Source organism: Thermodesulfovibrio aggregans (assembly GCF_001514535.1).
Classification (GTDB): Bacteria; Nitrospirota; Thermodesulfovibrionia; order Thermodesulfovibrionales; family Thermodesulfovibrionaceae; genus Thermodesulfovibrio; species Thermodesulfovibrio aggregans.
On the sequence record NZ_BCNO01000003.1, the window covers coordinates 28,664 to 48,852 of the forward strand.

18 protein-coding genes, 1 tRNA gene and 1 CRISPR repeat array are annotated in these 20,189 nt (G+C 35.0%); of the genes, 3 read left to right on the forward strand and 16 right to left on the reverse strand.

The window, feature by feature from the left end; all coding sequences use genetic code 11:
• Nucleotides 1–313: 313 nt before the first annotated feature.
• The 8 genes from cas2 (TAGGR_RS08750) to TAGGR_RS08780 all read right to left on the reverse strand — a co-directional run bounded on the left by cas2 (TAGGR_RS08750) (nt 314) and on the right by TAGGR_RS08780 (nt 8,253).
• Entirely contained in the window at nt 314–595 is a 282-nt protein-coding gene (cas2, locus tag TAGGR_RS08750; RefSeq protein WP_059176992.1) for a CRISPR-associated endonuclease Cas2, read from the reverse strand.
• A complete protein-coding gene (locus tag TAGGR_RS08755) occupies nt 592–1,407 on the reverse strand; it encodes a CRISPR-associated endonuclease Cas1 (RefSeq protein ID WP_153000519.1) in 816 nt (271 codons plus the stop codon). The genes cas2 (TAGGR_RS08750) and TAGGR_RS08755 overlap by 4 nt, the downstream gene beginning before the upstream one ends.
• Nucleotides 1,364–2,320: a CRISPR-associated endonuclease Cas1 gene (cas1, locus tag TAGGR_RS08760; RefSeq protein WP_059176994.1), complete on the reverse strand. Its 957-nt coding sequence runs from the start codon at nt 2,318–2,320 to the stop codon at nt 1,364–1,366. The genes TAGGR_RS08755 and cas1 overlap by 44 nt, the downstream gene beginning before the upstream one ends.
• A 1-nt stretch (nt 2,321) precedes the next feature.
• Nucleotides 2,322–2,600: a CRISPR-associated endonuclease Cas2 gene (gene cas2 / locus TAGGR_RS08765; protein ID WP_059176995.1), complete on the reverse strand. Its 279-nt coding sequence runs from the start codon at nt 2,598–2,600 to the stop codon at nt 2,322–2,324.
• Between the two features lie 225 nt (nt 2,601–2,825).
• A complete protein-coding gene (locus TAGGR_RS08770; RefSeq protein WP_059176996.1) occupies nt 2,826–7,175 on the reverse strand; it encodes a PDDEXK-like endonuclease domain-containing protein in 4,350 nt (1,449 codons plus the stop codon).
• A gap of 74 nt (nt 7,176–7,249) precedes the next feature.
• Nucleotides 7,250–7,420 (reverse strand): hypothetical protein, encoded by a 171-nt coding sequence (locus TAGGR_RS10720; protein ID WP_161936212.1) that lies wholly within the window; start codon nt 7,418–7,420, stop codon nt 7,250–7,252.
• A 358-nt stretch (nt 7,421–7,778) separates the two neighbouring features.
• Nucleotides 7,779–8,045: a type II toxin-antitoxin system RelE/ParE family toxin gene (locus tag TAGGR_RS08775; protein WP_059177255.1), complete on the reverse strand. Its 267-nt coding sequence runs from the start codon at nt 8,043–8,045 to the stop codon at nt 7,779–7,781.
• Nucleotides 8,041–8,253, reverse strand: a complete 213-nt coding sequence (locus TAGGR_RS08780; RefSeq protein ID WP_059176997.1) for a hypothetical protein — start codon at nt 8,251–8,253, stop codon at nt 8,041–8,043. Before TAGGR_RS08780 ends, TAGGR_RS08775 begins: the two co-directional genes overlap by 5 nt.
• Before the next feature lie 579 nt (nt 8,254–8,832).
• On the opposite strand from TAGGR_RS08780, the gene TAGGR_RS08785 reads away from it, so the two are divergent.
• Entirely contained in the window at nt 8,833–8,994 is a 162-nt protein-coding gene (locus TAGGR_RS08785) for a toxin-antitoxin system HicB family antitoxin (protein ID WP_201783844.1), read from the forward strand.
• Nucleotides 8,991–9,290: an ASCH domain-containing protein gene (locus TAGGR_RS08790; protein ID WP_059176999.1), complete on the forward strand. Its 300-nt coding sequence runs from the start codon at nt 8,991–8,993 to the stop codon at nt 9,288–9,290. Before TAGGR_RS08785 ends, TAGGR_RS08790 begins: the two co-directional genes overlap by 4 nt.
• Nucleotides 9,291–9,298: 8 nt before the next feature.
• Nucleotides 9,299–9,769: direct repeats of the CRISPR family, unit length 36 nt; unit sequence GTCGCAATCCCTTTTAGATGAGGTCAAGTTTCCTAC.
• A gap of 301 nt (nt 9,770–10,070) precedes the next feature.
• Here TAGGR_RS08790 and cas6 read toward each other — a convergent pair.
• The 7 genes from cas6 to csm6 form a co-directional block, all read right to left on the reverse strand.
• Nucleotides 10,071–10,967 carry a CRISPR-associated endoribonuclease Cas6 gene (gene cas6 / locus TAGGR_RS08795; protein ID WP_059177000.1) on the reverse strand — a complete coding sequence of 299 codons (897 nt, stop codon included), beginning with the start codon at nt 10,965–10,967 and terminating at the stop codon, nt 10,071–10,073.
• Nucleotides 10,968–12,038 (reverse strand): type III-A CRISPR-associated RAMP protein Csm5, encoded by a 1,071-nt coding sequence (gene csm5, locus TAGGR_RS08800; protein WP_059177001.1) that lies wholly within the window; start codon nt 12,036–12,038, stop codon nt 10,968–10,970.
• The gene (csm4, locus tag TAGGR_RS08805; protein WP_059177002.1) at nt 12,028–12,954 is read right to left on the reverse strand and encodes a type III-A CRISPR-associated RAMP protein Csm4; all 927 of its coding nucleotides are present in this window, start codon (nt 12,952–12,954) and stop codon (nt 12,028–12,030) included. Before csm4 ends, csm5 begins: the two co-directional genes overlap by 11 nt.
• A 2-nt stretch (nt 12,955–12,956) precedes the next feature.
• Nucleotides 12,957–13,694: a type III-A CRISPR-associated RAMP protein Csm3 gene (gene csm3, locus TAGGR_RS08810; RefSeq protein ID WP_059177003.1), complete on the reverse strand. Its 738-nt coding sequence runs from the start codon at nt 13,692–13,694 to the stop codon at nt 12,957–12,959.
• 3 nt (nt 13,695–13,697) lie between these two features.
• Nucleotides 13,698–14,147 carry a type III-A CRISPR-associated protein Csm2 gene (gene csm2, locus TAGGR_RS08815; protein ID WP_059177004.1) on the reverse strand — a complete coding sequence of 150 codons (450 nt, stop codon included), beginning with the start codon at nt 14,145–14,147 and terminating at the stop codon, nt 13,698–13,700.
• A 1-nt stretch (nt 14,148) separates the two neighbouring features.
• Nucleotides 14,149–16,731, reverse strand: a complete 2,583-nt coding sequence (cas10, locus tag TAGGR_RS08820) for a type III-A CRISPR-associated protein Cas10/Csm1 (protein WP_059177005.1) — start codon at nt 16,729–16,731, stop codon at nt 14,149–14,151.
• Nucleotides 16,732–16,814: 83 nt separating this feature from the next.
• The gene (csm6, locus tag TAGGR_RS08825; RefSeq protein WP_059177006.1) at nt 16,815–17,954 is read right to left on the reverse strand and encodes a CRISPR-associated ring nuclease Csm6; all 1,140 of its coding nucleotides are present in this window, start codon (nt 17,952–17,954) and stop codon (nt 16,815–16,817) included.
• Between the two features lie 1,031 nt (nt 17,955–18,985).
• On the opposite strand from csm6, the gene TAGGR_RS08830 reads away from it, so the two are divergent.
• The gene (locus TAGGR_RS08830) at nt 18,986–19,951 is read left to right on the forward strand and encodes an EAL domain-containing protein (protein WP_161936213.1); all 966 of its coding nucleotides are present in this window, start codon (nt 18,986–18,988) and stop codon (nt 19,949–19,951) included.
• Nucleotides 19,952–20,075: 124 nt separating this feature from the next.
• Here TAGGR_RS08830 and TAGGR_RS08835 read toward each other — a convergent pair.
• Nucleotides 20,076–20,150, reverse strand: a tRNA-Pro gene (locus tag TAGGR_RS08835).
• Nucleotides 20,151–20,189 lie beyond the last annotated feature (39 nt).

Here is a 20,189-nt window from a genome sequence, read left to right on the forward strand (position 1 = left end):
GTATTGATAATACTCACTTTGCAATTCGCACAAATTGGCTATTTTCAATAGTTTACGCATATTATTCAGTAAAGTATTGATAATACTCACTTTGCAATTCGCACAAATTGGCTATTTTCAATAGTTTACGCATATTATTCAGTAAAGTATTGATAATACTCACTTTATTTGCTGTAACAATAAAACACAAGCCCTGTCAACTGAGTTAGATTCATAGCCTTTCAAAATAAATACAAACCAGCCTTGTCAAAGAGCGTTTTATAAAATAAAACCATAAAAATTAGATAGATGTCAAGGGTATCCAAAAATTTTTTCATATGTCAATAAATACATCAACATCCTGTGGTATTCTTGCGCCTACTCCCATAACTTCAACCAAAGAATCCTTAGGTAATGGATAAATTCTCACATCGTCATATCTTGGATGTATGATTTTTAAAAGAGCTTTCCTAAGTATCCTTACTTCATCCCATGTGAGAACGCAGTAAAAAACTGAGTACTGAATATGAAATCCTCTTTCCTTCATAAATCTATAAACTCTGTTTAATCTTTTTTCATCGGCAATATCGTAACAAACAAGATATGCTGATTTCATGGTGTTATTTGCCTCATAAGGTGAAAAATTTCTGCGATGGTTTTATTTAATTGATACTCTATTTCTTCTTTTTTCTTTTCAAAGAGTTCAATTATTCTCTGCAGTTGCTCTCCATTAATCTCTGGATTTTTTGCAAAGTCTATGTTGAAACTGTCCGCATAAAAAAATTGAAATGCCAAGTATTCTGCTATTGGTTCATGTATAAAATAGATGTCAAAAACCAAACCATAATTACAATTTTGATTAAGAATTCCAAGATGAGGGTCGAGTTTTGCATTTAGTAGTCTTGAAAGTATCGTTATAATTAGAAGATTAGCCATAATTTCCTTAATAAGAGACCATAGAAAGTCTGAGGGTTTTATTCTTCCTATCATTTTTTCATAATTCTCCTCACCTTCTATTGTAATTGACATATTCGGAAAAAGTTTATTAAGAATTTTTCTCTGATTTTCCCCTCTGGTTTTTAAAACCCAATCTTTATAGGAGTTAACTATTTTTGGAGATGCAAGCATAAGTTTTTGAATTTTAGAATTAGTTTTTGCATCGTTATTGTACGGTAAAACTATGGAAACACCATCATGTCTTCCAATTATTAATACAGGTACCCTATAGGCAGAAAAAAGAGTTAGAGAGAATGAGTCTAGCTCTACATTTCCATATATTACAACTTTATCAACAAGATTAACAGGAATTCTGACAGGTGCACAATTTCTTCTCTCAATTAGTAAGGAAGGTCCATCTCTTCTTACAGATGTGCCGTTTCCTCTTTCAATAAGATATAGTGTCCTTTTCTTCAAGTAATTTTCTTGCAAGAGCCTGCACCTCCTCTCTCCAGATGGCTCTATGCTGATTTGCCCACTCTTCATAAAGAGGATAAAAGTTTTTTCTACCTGACTTCTTTAAGTAAACACCACCTGAATCACTGTCTTTCATGAAATCTCTGGCTGTAAATGTTTTATCTCTGAATAACTGAAAAACAAACTCATCTACATGCACTCTGAAGAGTTCCACTAAGTCGCAGGCAAGAGATTCCCTGCCATAATCAAACTGGTGATAAAATCCGATGGTAGGGTCAAGTCCGATCAACTGTATTTCTCTTACAAATTCATAATGAAGCAAGGTATAACAAAGTGAAAGCATTGCGTTTACTGGATCTCTTGGTGGTCTCTTCTGTCTTTTTCTGAATTTCAAGGAATTTGGAAAGATTTTACAGTAGGATGAGAAATAAACTGAACTTGCTGCACCCTCAAATCCCCTCAGTGATTCTAAGTTTATTTCTTTATTATCCAATTTTCTCAGAATTTGACCTATTAATTTCTCTGCTCGCTCGAATGTCATTGTGAAAACAGGCTTTAATTCTTTCATCTTTTTTACAAAATTTATCTGGGAAGTTAATTTTCTCTTTACTAAATCTGTTGCATAAACATTTGAAAATTCAGACAGTGATTTTTCATACTGTTTAACTCTCAGTAGACCGTTATTGTGAAGTGGTCCATAGATGGTGCCACAATAATGAAGTCTTCCTGTAAAGAATGCTATGGAAACTTCATTTTTAACTAATCTGTAAATCACAGAGGTTTCAATTTTTACATTCCCTATGATTACAATTTTTTTTAGTGGCGTAAGGGGCAGACTACCCTCTTTTTTCCCATTGCTGTAAAAAACTAAAGTGTTTCCATCTGTTTTGATTTCAATGTCTTTTCTATCAATAAATACTGTTCCCATGTTAACCTATGTAGAAATAACTTGGGTCAGACGGAGGAACCGCGATTCCGAGAGTTATTACTCTGCTTCTTCCGTCAACTCTGAAGATATGAACCCTGTCTTCATATGGGAAAATCATTCTTTTGAGTTTGCTTATTATGAACTTTAACTCTTCTTTTGTTAAATAACACTCATACACTGAGCGTTGCCCGCCCGTGCTGTAACCTTTTAGAAAGTATCTTATCTGTGCAAGTCTTCGCTCGTCCGTAATGTCATATGCTATTATGAAAAGAGTTCTCATACTCTATTTTAAAAAGATCTCTTGTGAAATTTGCTTAAAAACAATATTTCAGAAATGTTTCTGTCTGGTTCTGGTATCTAAACTATTGCTACTTTACTGCTGCCTATAGTCTTAGATATGTGAAGATATGAGTTGTCTTGAATCATCAAGGTAGGATGTTAGTACAAATTAACTTCCTGTAATTCGTTTTCAAAAATGTTGTCTTCAAATGTGTCACTATAAATTCTAGGATAAGCATAGAGTGTCTTCAGCTCTTTCACTATTGGATTTTTTATCTGAGGCTCTAACCGGACGGATTTTATAAAGCTCAAGAGTTTTCTTTAAATCATCCATGATTTTACTTTTTCTGTAGTAAAAATCTGAAGCCCTTATTCTGAAAAATTTCCATCCACATCTTTCAAGGATTCTCTGTCTGTAAAAATCTTTATCTATCTGCTCTCCATCGTGATATTGGTCACCATCACATTCTATAGCTATTCTTCTATGACCACCCTCTACGACCAGATCAATTCTGTAATTGGCAACCTTGTACTGGGGAATTATGATATATCCCTCACGAAATAATTCCAGGGCTACATCAAATTCAAACCAGCTTTCAAATGGAATTGGAGGGCTCTCTAATCTTCGGTCTGCTCTATGAGCCATATTTATTTGTTCTAAGTCTAATTGCCCAATTTTCTGGGGTTTTTGGAAATAGAAATACTCCAATAAACTTCTTCTAAAACATCCTGGGCTTAAATCTTCAATCTTTACTGAGTGAAATAGCCATATTTGGTCTCTTGCACGGCTTACAGCAACATTAAATCTTCTTCTGTCATGCTCGTCACTGAGAACTCCAATTCTTTTGTTTGGCGCAATTACCATTGACAGGAAAATAATATCTCTCTCATCTCCTTGAAATGAATAGGGATTTCCGCATATTATTCTGCGTCTTTGAATTTCTTCAGTACTTATTTTTTCGAAAATCATTCTATCTATAAGATTAGCCTGTGCTTGCCCTTGTAAAATTATAATTCCCATTGTTTTATTCTCATATCTTTTGTCTTTGCATAATTCTGCCACTTTTTCTGCTATAAATTCTGCCTCTAATTCATTTCTTATTGATGCACCCTCACCTTCACAATTGGCATCGGTGATGTATACTTTTTCCAATGGATTCAATCTGTAAGGAGGATATTGCCTAAGAGGAATAAGGGGTGAGTCACTATAACAGAGCTGATTTGAAAAGTTTATTATCTCAGGCATACACCTGAAATGTTCTCTTAAACATACTTTACTTGAGCTGTATCTCAATTCAGCATGGGCAAAAAGGCTATTTTCTAAATCAAATGAATCTCTGAACTTAAAATCATAAAGTAAATCATTCATTAATTTATAGACATCGTTTTTATCAACACCGACTGGCTCAGGGCTAATTTGCTTATCATCTCCAACAATTAATATTTTCTTTGCCAGATAAAAAAGTGGAATTCCCTCAAACCCTATTTGTGAGGCTTCATCAACAATAATAAAATCGAAGATTTCCTTTTCAGGTTTGACAGTATCCCAAACTCTGTAAAGAGGTATAATCCAACAGGGGATCCGATTTTTAATATAGTTTAGGTGAATTTGCGCATCCTTTCTGTGTTTGTAAGCATATTTACCTGTTCCTTTGCCAAGTCTTTTCATTGATTGTTGCCAGCCTATCAGATGCCTTATGTTTTCTTCATTCATTGAATTTTTAAGGAAATGCCATGATTTTAATTCGACAATTTTGGTTATTATTGCTCTCTTTTTAGACTCTATTTTTTCTAACTCTTTGTTAAGAGAATAAATATTGAGATTCGTATATTTCTCAATCCAGTCTTTTGCCTGTGCCCATTCCCATGCTATGGGAATTAATTTTATCCTCTCATTCCACTCAGGATTGTGAGGATCCTTAAGCATGTCTTCCACTAATCTCGGCACCTTAGATTTTAATTTTCTGATGTCAGTTCTTAATTCATTTCTCTTTGATCTCTCCAGATTAATTTCTTGAATTTCCAAGAGAGCTTCCTCATAGGAATTTGAATTCCTGTCTTTTAGCGCTACGAGCAACTTTTGAATTTGAGGGATTTTGTCAAACTTTTCGTATTTCTCTGAGAGTCTCTCAATTTCACTTTGAACCTCATTCAATCTTTGGCTATAAATGAAATAATCGCAAGTTTCTATTATCTGTCTGATCTGTTTATCATTTAGGAAATCAATCAATGTTAGTTCAAGCTCTGCCATAGCTTTAGAGCAGGTATCTCTTAGTCTTTTTAATTCAAGAATTTCAGTTAAAGTTTGAATAATCTCTGATAGTTTATAATATCTGCCTATTGGCTTATTCATCTGTAAATCTTCAACTTCAATTAGATAAGACGACCACTCATCTAAAATTCTTTTTATCGATATCTCTGCCTCTAAAAACAAAAGTGCCGTATTGAGTTCATCAATAGTTCGACATTGCTTTCCATTTACGTATATATTTGTAAAAATATACTCTCTTTCTCTAATGATTTTGGGTTTAAAAATAAACCAACCCTTTGAGCCTCCTTTTGATAAATAATCTCTCAATGTTGAGAGGTCTTCTAAAATTGTCTCTAATGGTTTGTTTAAGTTCAAAATTTCCAGGGAATTATCACGCAAAATTTCAATGTTTTTAGCAATTCTTTTCAATAGCTCAGTGGATTTTTCAACCCTTTCTTTCCATATGGATAAATCTCCGCAGAAACAATCGTTTGTTAACTTTTGAAGCCATGTCCAATTATGAAATGAGGGAGACAGATTTAGTAAAACTTTTCTGTAATCTGAAAATAAATTTTTAATGGTATGTGTAAGTTCAGGTTTTTTTGATAGCGATTTTAAAAGATCTTTATCTACTTTGGGTTCAAGTTCTTCCAAAATTTTCTTAATGTCCTTCTCTTCTTTGAAATACTTTTGCATCTCTTCAGGAGTTAACATTTCATTTGCGGTTGGTATCTTTGAGTTTAATAATCTATTCTTTTCAGGATTGCTAAAGTAACGGACAGAGTCTAAAAATTCCTCCCAATTGAAATCTTGAAGCTCATAGTGTTGTTCATATTTAACTTCATCTTTAAACCAACTGAATTTTGGAGTATCCTCTATTACGAGTTTTGAAATTCTCACAGGTGTCCCGATATATCTTGAGTTCAGTCTAACTTGTTGGTTCTCTCTTAAAATGAATTCTTTGAGTTTATTTTTAACATCTACTTCCTTTTGTTTCAGTTCTCTAAGTTCTTTTTCAAAACTCTTTATATCTTCTTCAAATTTATCTGTCCATGAATTAATTTTATTTAAAATCCCACTAACGCTTTCCTCTAACTGTTTTCTTTCATCCTTTGCTTCCCCAAGCATTATTACACATAGAGATCTTATCTCCTCAGGTATGAGATTTTTGAGAACCTGTAATGCTCTTGATGACTTGGAGGTAATCAATATTCTCTTTCCATTAGCTAACAGATGGCATATTAAATTGGCGATAGTATGAGATTTACCTGTACCTGGAGGTCCTTGCACCAGTACGACATTGAATTTTTGAACTCTCTCGATAATGCTCAATTGTTCATCATTGTAAGGTTTTGGAAAATATATCTCCAGATTGGAATAGTCTATGGGTGATTCTAATTTTTGCTCTGATTTAGTTATTTTTTCTATTTCTGCAAAATCTCTTAAGACAAAATTCACTTCATTAACATTTTTGCATTTATCCAAAAGAGAAGTTAAAAAGTCATAAAATGGACCTATTGAACGTTTTCTGTATATTAAAGCAGGAGCATACTCAATTTTAGGATTTGAAGAATAATCCCTTAAATCTGCAGAGAGTGAATCGGAAAATTTGCCATTGGGATGAATGGTATGAACAAACTTCTTCAGATATTCTTTAAGTTCTTCACTCCATATTCCCTTCTCTTCTATTACTTTTAAACCTTCATCTTTTAACTTATCGAATCTCTCTGGCAAATCCTCTATTGGAATGAATTCGGTTTCAATTTTTACTGGATAATCAACATCTTCGCGAATAATGAACTTTTGGCTTTTTGCATCAAATTCAAGATTCAATCTCTTTGTTACAATATGTCTCTTTATTGGCTCCTTCTTTTTCTCTGAACGCCAACTTAAGAGACCGAGGCAAAGTAAAAACTCGTATTCTTCGCCCAATCGTAAGCTTTCCTGATAAATGGAATATAACTTGCAATAAATCTTATATAACGATTTCCATTGTTTCCATTCATTTAGAAAATCTCTGTATCTTATCTTGTGCTTTTCTTCAAGCTCTTCAAATTCATCTTTATCATCGCATGAAATTCCACGATTTTTTAAATATTCTCTTAACGCTGAGGGAATTTCAGGTTTTCTTGTCAGTTTTACCTCAGCAACTATATCTGATTCATCCTTTTTTTCTTTTATCTTGCAATAGCATTTTTCATTTTCAGCAATTTCATTAAGCCAGATGAAATGTGGATATTCGTCAACTCTTCTTATAATCTTTGTTCTCAAAGTTGCAAGAGTTTGAAGATACCTCAGTAACCTCTCAATTTTGGACTTTTTCACTATCTCAACACTCCCAAATTTTACTTATAGTTTACACAAAATGTTCTGAGAAAATTCAATAACTGATGTCTCCATTAGTTTCCTTTTTTTAGAATTTTTTTCAATTCTTTATCATTTGAGTCTCCAAGCTCAAATTTAGATGGTGGATTAAGGGTTATGGCGTATACCCTATCTATTTCAATTGGCAAATAATTTGTCATATTTTTAAAAAATTCTAAAAATTTTTCTCTTAAAATCAGATTCATGTTAACCTCCTATCAAAACTTAGCCACCTTTTTGAAGGTGCAAAATGTAAGTGTTTACTTTCAATTGTCAGCGTTTCTCACAGCGTCAAAACCTGTCAAAGATCATTGATACTGTGGTGAAAGCCTAAATTAAGTCTGGTCTCCCAGAAAATCTGAAATTTTGTATTCATCCACAAACCGTCATGTGCTATGGAGTAAGTTTTTTAAAAATGGGGCAGTAAATTTTTTTATGTGCAAAAATGACAGAGCAATAAAGGAGACAAACCTCCACTAAAACTGCCAAAAATAATTTACATAATGAACATTACGAACCTGAGTAGGGCAAAGGGAGAGAGAGTATCTCCCTTTTTCAACAATTTCAATACACTTCTTCATGACTACCAATATCAATCAACAACACCCTGTTTTCATCCAAAAATTTAAAAATGATCCTAATCTCATAATTTAGTGAAAAACTCCACAATCCTTCCAATTCTCCGCTTAACTTATGTGTCCTTAAGGATGGTTCGTATGGGTTATTCGCAAAAACTTGCAATTTCTTCCAGAAGAGTCGTTCAAGTTTTTTATCATGAAGCAATCTTTTCTTAAATGCTCTTTTAAAAGAACTGCTTATACCTATTTCAATCTTCATACAAAACTTTTTTAATGTCCTTTAAAGAGCCAAACTTGATCCTTCCATCATAAAACTCTTTTAAACTCTCTTCAGCGTGCTTCTTAATTTGTTTTCTTCTCTCTTCTATGAGCGATTTTTTTATCAGCTCTAACAAATGTTCTTTACTCTCAATGTCAAGTTCCCTCACTTTATCGACAATATCTGCAAATTTGACGCTCATTTTAGTTTAACCTCCTATCTTGCTGGATATAGTAATAATATCAAAAATCATTTTCTTCGTCAAACCAGTTATTCTACAATTGCGTGCTCATTTCCCTTTCGTTGCGTGCTTTTTTCCTGTCATTGCAAGAAGCGTCCTCTTTTGTCATAGCGTGCTTTTTACCTGTCATTACGAGTTATTTTTCCCTTTGTCATTGCGAGGAGCGTCAGCGACGAAGCAATCTCTACAGTCCATCATTACAACCGCCCTTTTTTATCATCGCAAGAAGCGTTCTCTTCTGCCATTGTGTGCTTTTTCCTGTCATTGCGAGTTGTTTTTTCCTTTGTCATTGCGAGGAGCGTCAGCGACGAAGCAATCTCGCATCTCTCTCGTCATTGCGACCCCGAGCACAGCGAGGGGGACGCAATCTCTTCGTTTCAACTCTGTAGGAATGGAAAGACTGCTTCGGGTGGAATGCCACCCTCGCAGTGACAAGTATGGTAGCTCAACACTGAAGGTCGCAATCCCTTTTAGATGAGGTCAAGTTTCCTACTACTATCATTGTTGACATTGTCGGTAATTTTTCTTTATAATGCAGCCATGAAAACTATTAAAAAAGAAAAATCCCAAGCATTAACCCTCAGAATTCCTAAATCTCTCCATGAATCTCTTAAAAAACTTGCCAGCGAAGAAAAAACCACATTGAATCAGCTCTGTCTTTATCTACTCGCAAAAGGGTTAGGGCAGAAGGAGAAAGATTGAAGGCTCTCGTCATCAAACAGCCCTGGGCAAATCAGATTCTCTCTGGTGAAAAAACTATTGAGTATCGTTCTTGGAACACAAAATATCGTGGTGACATTCTCATTGTTTCCGAAGGTCAAGCAATAGGCATTATGACCATCTCTGATGTCAGATATAACCGCCAATCTGGCATGTATGAGTGGGTTATTTCATCAGTTAGGCGCATCAAGCCTTTTTCTGTGCGTGGCCGATTAGGATTGTTCGAAGTTCCCTACCATCCACATACCGATTATCAGACAAACCAAGAGCATCGTTAAACTTTTTAGTCGCAATCCCTTTTAGATGAGGTCAAGTTTCCTACACAAAGTAACTATATCGGGAGTGGAAGAGGCTACTCCCGTCGCAATCCCTTTTAGATGAGGTCAAGTTTCCTACATTTTAAGGAGTATAGCGGATGTTACGGCAACCAATTGTCGCAATCCCTTTTAGATGAGGTCAAGTTTCCTACATATAGTCGTAAGGTGGGGTTCGTATGTTGATGAAGTCGCAATCCCTTTTAGATGAGGTCAAGTTTCCTACTGTGCGGGGGAAAAGAAAGGGCAGGGGTAACCTTGTCGCAATCCCTTTTAGATGAGGTCAAGTTTCCTACAAAATGAATAAAAGAGAGATCAGGGATAGGTTAGCAAGGTCGCAATCCCTTTTAGATGAGGTCAAGTTTCCTACACCACTAAAAACGGTAAAAAAGCAATAATAACTGAAAGTCGCAATCCCTTTTAGATGAGGTCAAGTTTCCTACTGCACCCCTTGTTTTTTCTCTTTTTTTCAATGAGTTACAAGGAGGGTTGTGCAGATTTTTAAACAATTTTTGAGCAATGTATAAGGCTCAACGTATTGATAATACTCACTTTGCAATTCGCACAAATTGGCTATTTTCAATAGTTTACGCATATTATTCAGTAAAGTATTGATAATACTCACTTTATTTGCTGTAACAATAAAACACAAGCCCTGTAGTCTGAATATGATTTGTGCCCTTTCAAAATAAATTCAAGTCAGCCTTGTCAAAGAGCAATTTTATAAAATAAAACCATAAAAACCTATTCCATGTCAACTATCTCATACTTGCCGAGCCCAAAACTTGTTCCCTTGCCTACATGAAGTATCTCGCCTGCTTTGATATATGAAACAAAGGGTGTTAAATGTCCTGAATAGGTAATCTCTCCTAAAATTCCTCCGAGTTTCATTCGAGTGTTCTGTCTTGACGAGTATCTTTCCCAATCGTACCAAAAGGTATTTTCTTTTACTTTCTGAATTTGTTCAGAAAGACCAAGTAATTTGTGCACATCAATAGGGGGTTTTTTATTCTCTACATGAAAATAATAAAGAAGAGATAGCCTTCTTAATAGGGCTTTGATAAAAATGGAAAACTCAAGATTATCCGTAAGTTGACGATTGTGTTTTATTCTTATTGGAGTTATTGCTCTGATGTCTACCTTAGAGACTTTTTTATCAGAAGGATTAGAGTTTACCAATGAGAGAGTTTCTACTTTTGATACGACGATTTCCTCTATTTTGAATTTACCCCTTCCCTTTCCAATTCCGACTTCACCTAACTCGGCGATTGTAAATGTAAAATATGGTAAAAACTCAATTCCCTTGCCAACCAGGATTACCCTCAATGAGAGTTTTTCATCGGGATAGAAAGTCTTTTTTCTGTCTAAAGGGGGCTCGAAAATAAATGGATGTGGAACTTTCTCGTATTTATGCATGTTCATTATATTGCTTGAAACATCGGGAATAGTTTCAAAAACATAGGCATATATGCATTTTTGCTTGATAGGACAGTCTAAACAATCAAATCTCTTTAGAACACATGTTATTTTTCTGAATATATTTCCAAATCCTCCTCTGAAAGCAGAGCCCTTGAAATCTGGAAGATAAATCTCTGTTTGAGCTTTTATTATGTAGTTTACTATTTTATAGGTTATTTCCATTCAACAGACCTCAAGCATTACCCAGCCAAAGGGCATTGCATTTATGAAGCTTTTAGGTTTTTTTTCCTGTGAGGCAAGCCATATTGTGGTTGATTCTGATCTTCTCTGAATCCCCTCTCTTGTTCTCACTCTTATTTTTCTTAATCCTTCCCATGTAACTGCCTCAGCACCAGAGTGTTTGCCAATTCTGAGTATAAAGTATTTTTCCTTGAGTCCGTCTCTAAATTGAGTGATATTAGGAAGTTTGAAGTTTTTTATTTTTCTCAGGTCTATTTCTTTGTTGAATATCTTTGCATAATGACTGTGCGATTTAAGAAGCAAATCTTTAAATTCAATAGATTTCCTTATTCCCGAACCTTCAATAGGGCTTTCTATTTTAATTGTTCCCCTGAAAAGCGCTCCTTCTGGTATGACTTCAATTGGAATTGAAAGGCTTTCTCGAGAGGTTTCTCTTTCTTTTCTTACATTGATCTGATAAAGAATTTTTGTTTTAACTGAGTTTTCAGGTTCAAAATCAGATATTTTAAGCAATCTGAAGGGATCTTTTTGCATTTTTCCGCCAAGTAGCTCTTCCTCTATTTGATTATATTCTTTTCTTTCAAGTCTATTTCTGTCATGTTCTTTAATCAGTGCTTCTACAAAAGCTGTTCTGAGTGAGCCCTTTATGGAACTTCCCGGTACAATGGGTTCTAAGGTGTAGGGATTGTAGAAAGTTCTTGGAATTTCAAATTCATTAAAGCCTTTGAGCATATCTCTATCATTTTTAAGTTGTTTCACTTCTGTGTATCTCTTTGATAGTTCATTCGGTATGGGAAGTTCTCTTCCCTTTATTTTACCTTTCATTTTGGAATAAAACCTGTATATATGCACTAATGCAATTGGAGATGGGTTGCTCGCTATTGAATTAAACTCCTGCCACTCCTCTGGTGATAGATTTTCGATAAATTCGAAAAGATCAAATTGAATTAATGTGTTTCTGTCAGTATCAATAATAAATTCAACAGGTGTGTAGCTGTCATCGCAACCTATATGAACAGGTGTCAATGTGTGAAGCTTTATTTCATAGTTCATTGCTTACCTCCACTGGCAAAATTAAAGAGTATCCCTGACAGACAGTCTCAGGGACTGATTTTGATAGTCCCTTTATGGTTTTTCCGATGTATGGCTTTTCAGGGAATTTCTTTGGTATTATGATAGCACCCTCATCGGCAAAAATCACAGGATTTTTGAAAGGATTTGATGATCTCGCAAGATAGCTTCCATGCCGTCCAAATCTAACAAAGGGAGTGTAATAAATTTTCTTCACCTCCTCTTTATCAGGTACTGATGGTGATAGTGTATAGACCGCATTTGGTTTTTCTGTTGTTTTCATCACATCAATATATTCGTACTCAATAACTTCAAACTTACCATAACCAACAGTTGCATCCTTGCCATATCCTATTTTGCCAATTCTACTAATTATCTCAATAAACTTCTCTATTTCTACATCCTCTCTTAACCCAACAAAAATAGCGAGATTACAGTTGAAGTATAACTTGTCAACACTGTATGGAGTAAAAGGTGCTTCACCTGTGGTTCCTGTAAGCCTGTTGATGGTGCATCTTGTCTGGATGTCTTCTTTTATAAAAGATAAGCTCATATAGTCAATCTCTACAAGAGGTTTTAGAGGATTTTCAAAGGGGAAGTAGTTTCTCTTCTTTAATTCTTTTCTCTTGCTTACAATCTCTTCATCACTTAGTGAAAACAGAAAGTTCAGTGGAAGAGCAGGTCTCTTAAGATATATCTTGCCGTCAACTACCGGATAGGCAGAGGATACTATGGAAAAGGGATTGCTCTCATAGTCAGCAAGAAATTCAGAAAAAGTTTTACCAAGTATATGAGGGTCATAGATTATCTGCCAGCATATGTGCCCAAATAGGGTATCACCTTTTATGTAACTTCCAAACCCTGTTAAAGGTTTTATCTTTATCACATAGGTCTTCAATTTTACCCCCAAAGCTTTATGTTTTCAAACTCTCTTTTTAAATTTTCATCTCCCTCGATCTCAAATTTAATCTTTCCATAACCTCTACTTCCTGAACTGCCAAGGCTGTCATATTCAAGTAGTTTCAATCCTTTGAGCAAGTAATCTTTAAAAAGGTTGTTGTCTTCTTTTTCAAGAATTTTAAAGTAAATTGAAAAATTGAATTTTGCATTGGCAGGAACCCTCTCAATAAATCTTGGATGCTCTGCAGTACCGGTTATTCTGTTAATGCGATTTTCTGATTTTACTTCCACATAGCTCCATCTTTTCTGCTCTGCTTCCTTTATAAATTCTTCATTAAGAAAACAGTCACTGAATGAAACACGAGTAGGTCCGATTTTCATGGATAATTCCTCGCTCATGCCTTCTCCAGCTCCTGCTCCAAATACTTTTAGTATGTTTATTACATGCTCCTTACCGTCAAAATTAGATTTAAGCATTTTTGGTGAGGCAAGACCTCCTGCTTTTCTTAAGTCCTCCGAGAGGACAGCTTGAGCTACAACGCCATAATATAGTTCAAGAAGGCTTCTAATCTTTCCTTTTAGCGATGAACCAGGGATATATGGTTCATTTGTATAGGGATGTTTGATTACAGGATTATCTGTGCCTCCAATCTGCATTTCCATATTACCTGAGCCAATGTGAAGTCCAGTTTTTAAAATTATCTTTCCTCTAATTTCTTTTACCTCTAAAAGTCTCATTTTTTACCTCCTGCTCTTAGTTTCTTCATAGTATTTGTAGTATCCCATGAATGACTCAAAGAACTTTGTGAAAACATCAAAGTCCTTTTTTGTTTGAATTTGTGAGAGACAGTTTGATATGAAGTTTTTAAAATCTTCAGTTATGTGTTTTCTTCCTTTTGCATAGGCTGCCTTTGCATTTAGCATTTTAATGTAAGGAAGCATTTTCTGGAAATCCTCCTCTCCCCTCACTCTACTTGCAAAGAGCAAAACCTCATCGTAAAATTTTCTTATTTGAGAGATTTTGTTCTTGTCACCTTCTCTTGTACCCGACTCTTTTATAGTCGCTGCCCATTTGTCTGCCACATCTGAGAAAAGATCAGGATTAACGAGTTCCTTTTCTCTGTTCTGCCAGAATTTGATCTCCGGCAATGATGGACCTCTTGTTTCATCACTTCTTTGAGGATTGTTCATCTTAAGCCCTCCTTTTCATGTATATTGTTTGCCAGAGAGGAATCCTGAAGGCTTCCTCTGGCATTTCTAACCATTTAACAAGGTTTTCAAGTATCTCTGTTGCAATGTTTATTCTATCTTCTTTTGTTTTTCCCTTTCCTACATTTCTTATAACATGGTAATAGAGCTTGGAACGCCATGTTAGAGCATTAAGTTTCCGTGGGTCAGAGATTTGTTGTTGTCTAATTATTCTCTCCTGTCTTACCATTTCAAGAATTTCATTTAGCTTGTAAATGAGAGACCTTGTTATGAGCTGTTCCTCAAGCCATCTATTTAACTGATTTCTTATGTTTTCAATATATTCTAAGTCATTCCATCGAACAGGAACATTAAAAATTGTAATTCTGTTTTTTCCTGAAGCTTTTGCATACTCTAAAGCCTTTTCAGATTGTTCAGCCATTGTAAGAACTGGTGTGTCAGGTTTTGTAATGTATATTCCTGCTGATAGAGTTATTTCACTGTTCTCGCAGGTATATCTGTTGAAATCCTCTGATAGCCTCTTTGCAAAGCTTATCATATCTGTCCAGGGTCCAAGTAAGAAAAGGTCATCACCGCCTGCAAAGATGGTATAAATCTGTTTAAATTTGGTTCTACATAGATAGGGTATATGGAGGGTGAAAAAGAGATTGAGATGGCGTGAAAGAGTAGTATATCTTGAAAATGTTCTTTTTTCAGGTCTTAACCCTTTTAGAAATATAGTTCCAAGATTATCTATGTCTGCCTTAAAAACACCAAGAGCATCTACTCCAACATATCCGTCATCTGATTTTTCGAGTGCAAACTTGGCTATGTGATGGAAACTGAGGATTGTGTCTTCTCTTAGGGTTTCAAGAATCTGTATTTTATCCTCCTTTTTCTCTCCGTAAGTAAGTTTTTCAATTATCTCATCTGTATCCATCTCTTCTATGAATCTTGGCACGTATCCATTGATTAATTTGAAAGAATAAATCTTTTCTTCCGAATATTTGTCACTTTGCCAGAGCTTATTAATATCCCAAAAATGTATTACCTTCCCTTCCTTTGCAAGCTCTGAAAGCTCTCCGGTCACAAATGCTAACTGGTATTTATCAAATACGGGAACTCTTAATTTTTCCTTTAAATTGGCATCTTTAGTTGTTATTGCTATTCGGTTTTCATGAACGAGTTCTTTTCCTATCTTTACATGGTCATAGCAGATGTCACAGAGGTTGTCTTCTTTTATTTTGTTTCTACCCCGTGCAGCTCTCCTGTTACATACTGGACATACGCCAAATTCAGAGGAGAAATCATTGAGATAGTTTGTCACAGAACCGCCATTTTTGAGAATGTTAATTTTATCAAATTTTTGAATCTCTGAGGCTTTACCAATCTTTTTAAGTAGCTCAGAGACTCCATTTTGTTGTATAAAATCATTGTAGGAGGCTTTTATATATACTATGCCTATTGATACTTCTCCATAAAATTTTTCAATCAACCATTGATTAATTTTTTCTTTAGCCATTTTTATAGCATTGGTTGTTTCTTCTGTATTTGGAGCAATTATTTTAAATTTTCCTGCTGCATTTGTTACTATTGATGTGATGGGCAAACCAATTTGTTCAAGTATGTAATCGGCTGCAAGTTCGCTTAAAAGAGAAACATAGAATGACCTGCCTCTTAGTAGTTTGGCAGCGTTTTTTACTGTTGAACCACCTTCAGAAAATATGAAGTCCTGAATTCCGTATAAATTTCCTTCGATAATAATAAATTTTTCTGACTCTCTGTCTTTTATGGAATTTTTATCCATTGAATTAGTTTGACTGTGATAAATATAAAGAGCAGTGGCAAACGCAGCTGTGAGCCTTCCGTGGTCATAGAGTGAAATATCGGATACGATCTCTTTAAAACCTTTTTCAGTAATTCCTACAGTCGCAGAGGGGATGGAAGAGCAACACAACAACAATAATGAATCAAGATGCTCAAACCAGAGCTTAGGACATGATTTATGAGGTAAATTTCGAAAAAGAGTAATAAATTTCTCATAAAGTTCTTTGTATTTAGGTATTCCGTATTCATCTTTTTTTATCGGGAAAATGCTATTAGGAGATAGCATCTGAACAGGATAGACAAAATTAAAATTTTCAGGTTTGTTTTCCTTCCATTTATTAGTAATTGAAATATCCTCTAAAATTGTCATAAGAGGGATTTCTCTGGCTGACCTTGTGTACGTGTCTGTCTCTTCAAATTCTTTTCTTTCAATGCCACTACTTAAATGGTCAGCCTCTGAGATAATCAACTGCTCTGGAGAGTCTGGTTTATGATGTTTGGATGCAAGATTTATTAGTGATACAGCATCAGAACTATGTCTGGTAAGTTCCTCTGGAAAATACTTATAGTTTTCATCAAGAAAATAAGCTGTATGAAGAGAGTGCTGATGAGTGTATCTTCCCTTGTACTCTGGTTGATACAATGATTGATTGGAAGCTATGTAATTTGCAGGAATTTCTCTTTCCGCCCGTTCAGAAAATTTTCCAATATCATGAAGTAAACCAGCCAAAGCAATTTTTAATACTTCAAGATTAATCATCCTTTCACTCCTTTTTTAGAGTTATTTTTTATTCTAAATCTTTTCAAGACCTTTTTAATGAAAAACAATGTTTCTGAAACGTTTCATTTTAGAATAATTTTCCTCCTGTCTACAGGAATTCCATAGACTGTTGCTGCGTATTTTCTTATTGAAGTTACAAGGCAGTAAGGGATAAATTGAGCCACCTTAAGCGTACCTCTAATTGTTCTATTGATTTTACTTATGTAACTTCTCAAGACATCAATGCTGTATCTATCAGAGAGTTTCTTTTTAAATTGAGCTTTTTCATAATTATCAAAATCGTAGATTTCACTGTAAAAATCAGCCATGATGCTTAAAAGAGGCTCTTCTGTGAGAGCAATGAGACTAACATAACATTCACTGCATCCTGAGCAAGTTCTGTCATATTTGCAGGAGATTTTTTGTTTAAGAAGCGTTGCATAAAGTGTTAACATTATCGGGTCAAGATGAATCTTTTCAGAGGCTATATTTATCAGTCTATCCTTAATATTTATCTCAATTTGTGGTTGGGTTGTTGCCATATCAATCTCGCTCTGACTTTCTGAAATAAGTTCTTTGAAAGTTTTGCCATGAAGATTTAATTTTTCAGCAAGCCTTATAAAAGGTAACTCGGCTAACTCTATTTTTGCCTCTGATGTGTTGATTTTTAGTCTTTTTCCATTTGGTGAAAGATACATTATGTTTCGGTCTATTTTAGGTTTATAGAAAAAATCCGGATTCGATTCAAACTCTGGAGAGACAAGCACATGATAGAGTTTGTCCTGAATCCGACCAAAGAGTTGGAGTGCAGAACCTAAATAAAAACTCATTGTTTTTCTTCCACCTGCTATTGAGCAGTGAAGTCTTAATTTAGGATTAAGTGTAAGCTCTCTTATGAATTTGATTATTGTATCTGCTGTTGCTTCATTTTCAGATGCGTTCCTGATATCTTCAATTTCTTTTCCTTCATTTTCGATTACAATTATTGATTCTTCAGAAAAATCTATAGGAGGAAGGCTATATTCATTTAACAAAGCATTAAGAATGCCTCGGTCAATAAGAGTGTCTTTTATCTTTTCTTTGCCTGTTTTTGTAGTGATAATGTAAATTTTATCAATATATACTGGCGGATTTTTATTGGCAAGAGCATAGATTGTTTCAGTAATTATCTGCGGAGTAGCTCCTGCTACGCAAACTAAAACTTCTTCATATTTAGTTTGCATTGATAGATTTTACAAAATATTTACGTTGATTGCAACGGGGCATCAATTTTTTCATCTGCATATGACTAATTTTTTTAATCCTAAATGGTCAGTGGTGTATGATTTAATTTAGATTGATGGAAGTTCATGAGATTGATAGCTTTCAAAGGAACACTTTAAACTCCCTCTTCACTGGTTTCGCAACATAGAATGTCCATGTTTAGGACAAAGCTTATAAACATTCATTTTTTCGGGCAAGGGAGTTCTTGAAAGTTTTTTGAAGAGACTGAGAAAGCATTTCTACGGCTTTATTCCACTCTGTCTCATTATTAGTATGTGTCATCCTCATAGCTGTTTTGATAGCTCTCCCTACCTCAAAAGCCTTAAGAGTGTGAACAACTGCTCCGAGTTTAATGACTCCAATCTTACAGTCATCGTAGACTGTTACAAAAATTAGAGGTTTATTACGAATTTTCCAGGAATTTCTGCTATTTTATTTCCTGACATGTCAGGCATTTCAATAACAAAAACATCATCTTTCAGAACTTTTCTTGGATTTTAAATGTAACTTCTTTACCAAATCTGGATAACTCTCTATTTTAAGCATGCTTTGAGCGCCATAAAACTTCCTTTTTGAAGAGAATCTTCCATGGAGTTAATAAAGCTTTCAGAATAAGTTTCATGATCTGTCTTTCTAAACTTCTTATTCATAACCTACCTAATAGAAATTTGAAATCTAAATCCTGCTGTATATAATTTTTTTGGGAATTCCTAAAAATCAGGAGATTGCGAGTTTTGTTGATAAACTTAGGAAAGGTCGGATAAAATAATACGAAAGATTTGGTAATTAAATAACATGCCTTAAAATTGTTTTTTTACAAGGTTAGTGTTATGTTGCCATAATAGAAAATGCCAAAAAAAGAGAGAGTAAAGCGATGAAGAAGAGTGGCAAATGTGAAAGATGTGAAATTTTACCAGAGATTTTCATCAATGGCCCCTGTCAGATTGTCTTTACAGCTAAAGCAGATGCTCTGCTTATTAAGCTAGAGCGCTTGCTTGAGAAGACACTGGGGCTAAAGCCTGAAATAAGGGAGGATCTTCTACTCTATTCCGATTGTGAGATTGGAAAAACCTTTGAGGCTCTGATTTCTGCAGAATTATCTACTCCAGAGAAGGAAGACATAGAGTTGGCCATTCTCTCTACCAATGAACCCTTGAACCTCAGGATTTTCAAAAGACTTAAAAAACTCTCTTACTATCTTGAACTCTATGCCAACAGGGATTTTGTGGAAATGCTGAAAGAGGCGAGATTGACCGTGCACTTTCACACTATTATTGATGGAGCAGAGAGAGATATCTTTGGTTATGAGTGTCTCACTAGAGGGGTTAAAAACAATGGAGACATTGTTCCACCGAAGATACTCTTTGAGGTAGCTAAGATGACCGACCTTCTTTTCTACCTTGACAGGGCAAGCAGGGAGATTGCTATAAAGACAGCTGCTGTGAAAGGGATCAAGGAAAAAAAGGTATTCATCAACTTTATTCCTACTGCGATTTATGATCCCAAGTTCTGTCTCTCTAACACAATTGCCTGGGCTTATAAAATGGAATATAATCCCTCTAATCTAGTCTTTGAAGTCGTTGAATCTCACAGGGTAAGCGATTTAAAGCATCTTAAGGAGATACTGGACTACTATAGAGAGAATGGATTTAAGGTTGCCTTAGATGATGTTGGCTCAGGCTTTTCCAATCTTGAAAGTCTCGTGGTTTTGAAACCAAATTACCTGAAGATTGATATGGAAATTGTGCGGGATATTCACAAAGACAAGCTCAAGCAATCGATCTGTCGCGCCCTTGTGGATATTGCCAAGGAGAATGATATTAAAACTATTGCAGAAGGGATTGAGACTAAGGAAGAATTCATTTTCCTGAGAGATTTAGGGATTGACTACTTTCAAGGTTTTTATTTTTCCAAACCAGCCCCAGAGCCCATACGGAAATTGGAGATTGACCTGTAAAATCCATCGCCAAAAGTTGAGATAGCCTGGACAGAAATGAGTTAGAAGAAAATAGAGATTACATGTGGACAACAGTTTGACAACGGCGTGGTCAATGCAAATTTGAAAACCCTTAAAAATACTATCGGGGCGAGTGGATTTGAACCACCGACCCCCTGCTCCCAAGGCAGGTGCGCTAACCAAGCTGCGCTACGCCCCGACAATTTTTAAATTTAATAAAAAATCTTAAAAAAAGTCA